The 4,756-nt window shown below is 65.0% G+C and carries 3 protein-coding genes and 1 pseudogene; 2 read left to right on the forward strand and 2 right to left on the reverse strand.

The window, feature by feature from the left end:
- Positions 1 to 1,761, reverse strand: a pseudogene (locus RMO40_RS11040) (PhoX family protein); the annotation flags it as partial.
- 178 nt (positions 1,762 to 1,939) lie between these two features.
- Between RMO40_RS11040 and RMO40_RS11045 the strand changes: the two are divergent.
- Positions 1,940 to 2,638: a P-loop NTPase family protein gene (locus RMO40_RS11045; protein WP_309720598.1), complete on the forward strand. Its 699-nt coding sequence runs from the start codon at positions 1,940 to 1,942 to the stop codon at positions 2,636 to 2,638.
- A 143-nt stretch (positions 2,639 to 2,781) separates the two neighbouring features.
- The gene (locus RMO40_RS11050; protein ID WP_309720601.1) at positions 2,782 to 3,945 is read left to right on the forward strand and encodes an ABC transporter substrate-binding protein; all 1,164 of its coding nucleotides are present in this window, start codon (positions 2,782 to 2,784) and stop codon (positions 3,943 to 3,945) included.
- Between the two features lie 15 nt (positions 3,946 to 3,960).
- On the opposite strand, the gene RMO40_RS11055 is transcribed toward RMO40_RS11050, so the two are convergent.
- On the reverse strand, positions 3,961 to 4,756 hold a 796-nt coding region (locus tag RMO40_RS11055; RefSeq protein WP_309720605.1), incomplete at its 5' end, for a 3'-5' exonuclease.

The raw sequence follows: 4,756 nt of genomic DNA on the forward strand, positions 1-4,756 counted from the left end.
GTTCGGCCTGGGCACCGAACAGGTACACGTCCCACGCGAAGGTGGTCGCAGCCGACTCGCCGGCGGTTTCAGCCATGCGGATGATGTGCCGTTGATGTTGCCCGGCGCGCCTGCAGCACCGCCGGCATAGCCGTCGGCGTAAGCACGCGGGTTGGCGCCGTTGAGACCCATTTGCGACGAGCCACTCGGTTCGAGCTTGCGGTTGCTGTTGTTGGTGAGCGTGTAGTAGATCTCGCCGGTAGTCGGGTGCACCGCACACCATTCCGGCCGGTCCATCTTGGTGGCGCCCACGGCGTCGGCAGCCAGTCGGGCATTCACCAGCACGTCGGCCTGGTCGGCGAATGTGTAGGTGGCGTAGCCCGCGATCGCCGCGTTGGCAATGTTGAGCTCGACCCACTCGCCGCTGCCGTCGGCATTGGACTTGGCCACGTAGAGCTTGCCGCTATCGAGGTATTTGTCGCCGGTGGTGATGCGGTTGGCGGGGTTTGCATCGGCCGCAGCCCAGTTCGCGGTCGAGACGAACTTGTAGATGTACTCACCACGCGAGTCGTCGCCCATATAGACCGCCAGCGGCTTGCCCACCACCTGCCGGCTGAATGCGGCGCTCTCGTGCGCGAAGCGGCCGAGCGCGGTGCGTTTCTTGATGGCCGCCGTCCTGTTGTAGGCATCCATCTCGACGATGTAGCCGAAGCCGTTCAACTCATTGCGGTAGTCGTCGCTGCCGTCGGCACTCGCGCCCAGCTTGCTGATGATCCAGCGCGCATACTTGTCGTCAGCACCGGCCGTTTCCCAGCCGTGGCGCGACACCGCGCCCTGGGCGCGGCCGTAGCGGTTGAGCGAGACCACGCTCTTGGCGTCACGCGCCGCGTTGTCTGCAGCTGCCCGGGTGAAGTACCCGCCCCAGTTCTCTTCGCCCGTGAGGAAGCTGCCCCAGGGCGTGTAACCCGTACCGCAGTTGTTGAGCGTGCCGCGGGTGGTGGTGCCGGCGGTCGAGTATTTGGTGACGAGCAGGGCGTTGCCGCGCGCGGGGCCGGCGATCTCTACCGGCGTGAGCGGGGTGACGCGGCGGTTGTAGGCCGATCCGGGCACATAAGCCCACACCCCGGCCGTCTTGCGGACTTCGACGACCGAGAGGCCGTGCGCTGCGACTTCTTTGTCTGCCTCACCGACCGGACGTGGGTTGACCGTTCCGCCATTGGTGTGCAGGTAATACGAGCGCACATCGTTGGTCCTGTTGCTCGTGGCTTCGTGGTTCATCGCCAGCAGGCCACGCTCTGAACCGTTGTAGTCGGCGCGTGTGCCATCGGCCGACAGGCCGAAGTACTCCATGCCGTCGTGGTGGTCACCGGCACGGTTGTCGAAATCGGTGTCGGTCCCGTCGTTGGCAAAGGCCGGTGTGGCCGCGGTGAGCGGGTCGCCCAGCGCGTAGATGATGCCGGCGGTGTAGCCGACCGGCACGGTCACGGTATCGGCCGTGCTCTTGGCCACGGCCGCGAAGCCGAGCGAGGTGATGGGCGCGGAGCCGCCAACTGGTGCAATGGGCCCGGGTCCGGGCGCAGGCGCAGGGGTGTCATCACCACCACCGCAGGCAGCCAGGCCCCAGCTGCCCAGCACGGCGGTCGCGGCGGTGCCCACGCCGCCGCGCAGGATGGAGCGGCGGCTCAGGCGTGCGTCGAGCACGGTGCGGAAGGTTTGATTGCCGGAGTTGTTGTGGTCGATGTCGTCGGTGTCTGCGGTAGAGCGCTCGGGAGCTGTGTTCACGTGGTTCTCACTGTGGGAAGGTGGCCCGCAGCTTAGGAAGCGCTGATGAAAGGCGCATGACAGTCCCGTGACAAGCAAATGACTCCATCTGGCCCAAGCGGGCCGGCACGTGTCTTGCCGTCATACTGCGGACTGCCCTTTGCGAGGGCTGTGCGAACCCAACAAGGAGAGGATCTCGATGAGCAACATCCATTTCATCGGCGGCGAAAAAGGCGGCGTGGGCAAATCGCTGGTGGCGCGCGTGCTGGCGCAGTACATGATCGACAAGCAGCTGCCCTTCCTCGGCTTCGACACCGACCGCTCGCACCCTGCGCTGATGCGCTTCTATGCGGGTTATGCGTCGCCGGTGGTGGTCGACCGTTACGAAGCGCTCGACGCCATCGTCGAAGCCACCGTCGACCAGCCGCAGCGCCGCATCCTGGTCGACCTGGCCGCGCAGACCCACGACCCCCTGGTGCGCTGGATGGACGACTCCGGCGTGCTCAACCTGATCGACGAGATGGGCTCGTCCATCCACTACTGGCACGTGATGGACACCGGCAAAGACTCGGTCGACCTGCTCAAGAAGCTGCTCGACCGCTTCGGCCCCGCGCTCAAGTACGTGCTGGTGCGCAACCACGTGCGTGGCAGCGACTTCTCGGTGCTCGAACAATCGGGCGAACAGTCGCGTGCGCTCTCGCTCGGCGCCCAGGTGGTGTCGGTGCGCAAGCTGCACGACTCGGTCATCAACAAGATCGACGCCAGCAGCAGCAGCTTCTGGAAGGCCAAGACCCCGCAAGACGCCGAAGGCCCCGCCAGCCTGGGCCTGATGGACCGCCAGCGCTTGAAGATGTGGCTGCGCGACGTCTACCGCGAGGTGGACGAAATCGACGTCTGACCCAGCACCAAAGTGTCGTCATCTGTGCACAGCGTCACGCTGTGCAGGGCAGACGCGCGTGCTAATTGCGCTTCAGCGCGCCTAGACTGCGAAGCAACATCAATCGCAAGCGGCCTGTATGCCGCCTCCCAAGGAGATCGTGCATGCGTGGCACCCAGGTTTCTCTTCAGTCGTTTCTGGCTTCGGCGCTGACCGCAGCCACACTGGCCTTGTCGGCCGCTCCTGCACTCGCCGCCAGCGAGGTGGTGATCGGCCAGGTGGTGCCGCTCACCGGCGTGATCGCCGGCACCGGCGATGAATACTCGTCTGGCGCAGCGGCCTACTTCGCCACCGTCAATGCCAAGGGCGGCATCTACGGCCGCAAGATCCGCGTGGTGCAGAAAGACGACGCCTACAAGCCCGACGCGACGCTCGCGCACACCAAAGAGATACTGGAAAAAGACAGCCCGGTCGCCTTGTTCGGCTACGTGGGCACGGCCAACGTCTTGGCGTTGAACAAGAACAACGTGCTGAGCGACAACAAGATCGCTTTGCTCGCGCCCTACACAGGCGCCGAAGATCTGCGCAACCCGACCAACCCCTACCTCTTCCACATCCGCGCGAGCTATACCGACGAGACGGCCAAGATGGTGGAGCACCTGCATACGCTCGGCCTGCGCAAGTTTGCGGTGTTCTATCAAAACGACGGCTTCGGAAAAAGCGGCCTGACGGGCGCTGAAGCGGCGCTCACCAAGCTCAACCTGAAGGCCGTGGCCACCGGCAACTACGACCGCACCAAGCCCGAAGAGATCGACACCGCGGCGGCCGGCATCATGGCAGCCAACCCCGACGCCGTGATCATGGTGGCCGTCAACAAGGCCTCATCGGCCCTCATCAAGAAGCTGCGCGCCTCGGGCAGCAAAGCCCGGCTGTTCAGCATCTCGGTCGTCAACTTCAAGGAGTTGCTCAAGAACACCGGCGACGACCTGGCGCGCGGCGTGGGCATTTCGCAGGTGATGCCCTTCCCCTACAACATGAGCTCACCGGTGGCGGTGGTGCGCGAGTTCCATGCGGCGATGAAAGAGCACGCACCCACCAAGATCATCTCGTACGCCAGCATGGAAGGTTTCATCGCCGCCAAGGTGCTGGTCGAGGCGGTGAAGCGCGCCCGCGCCGACCCCTCGCGCGAAAAGGTGCTGGCCCAACTGGCCGACATGAAGAACTACGACGCTGGTGGCTTCAAGGTCAACTTCGGCGACGGCAACCGCGTGGGTTCACGCTTCGTCGAAGTGACGGTGATCGGCACCGGCGGCAGGCTGCTGCGCTGAGGCCGCGGCTGACGCTCACTCGATCGGCGTCAGCTTCGCCACACTCAGCGCCAGCCACTTCATGCCGTGCCGCCCAAAGTTCACCTGGGCACGGGCATCTTCGCCCGTGCCTTCCAGTGTGACGATCACGCCCTCGCCAAATTTGGTGTGAAACACGCTCTGGCCCGAGCGCAGGCCGTGGCTGCTCTTGGTGACGGGGCCGGCATTCATCGGCGCCGCACGCGCCACATCGCCCGCGCCGACGATGGAGCCCAAGCCCGAACCCTTGGCCCAGGCTGACTGGTACTCACGCGCAAAGCCCGAGCCAAAGCCCTGGTTGCGCGGCGTGATCCAGCGCAGCGCCGCTTCGGGCAGCTCGTCGAAGAAGCGACTCTTCAGGTTGTAGCGTGTCTGGCCGTGCAGCATGCGGGTCTGGCTGAAGCTCAGGTACAGGCGCTTGCGGGCGCGGGTGATGGCCACGTACATCAGGCGGCGCTCTTCTTCCAAGCCGTTGATGTCTGACACGCTGTTTTCGTGCGGGAACAAACCTTCTTCGAGACCCGTGATGAAGACGGCGTCGAACTCCAGGCCCTTGGCCGAGTGCACCGTCATCAGCTGGATCGCGTCTTGCCCCGCCTGCGCCTGGTTGTCGCCGGCTTCCAGCGAGGCGTGCGTCAAGAAGGCGGCCAAGGGCGACATGATCTCGCCGGTTTCGGCGTCGGGCGTGACATCCGTTCGCCCTGAGCCCGCCTGTTCTGAGCTCTGTCGAAGGGTCGAAGGGCTGCTGCTCATGTCGGACATGGCTTCGACAGGCTCAGCCCGAACGGAAGAG

Origin of the sequence: Rhizobacter sp. (genome assembly GCF_031412075.1) — a bacterium.
Taxonomy (GTDB): domain Bacteria; phylum Pseudomonadota; class Gammaproteobacteria; order Burkholderiales; family Burkholderiaceae_C; genus Rhizobacter.

Excerpts from the sequence above, each read along its gene's own strand:
- RMO40_RS11050 (WP_309720601.1), top strand. The coding sequence starts at position 2,782 with ATGCGTGGCACCCAGGTTTCTCTTCAGTCGTTTCTGGCTTCGGCGCTG.
- RMO40_RS11045 (WP_309720598.1), top strand. The coding sequence starts at position 1,940 with ATGAGCAACATCCATTTCATCGGCGGCGAAAAAGGCGGCGTGGGCAAA.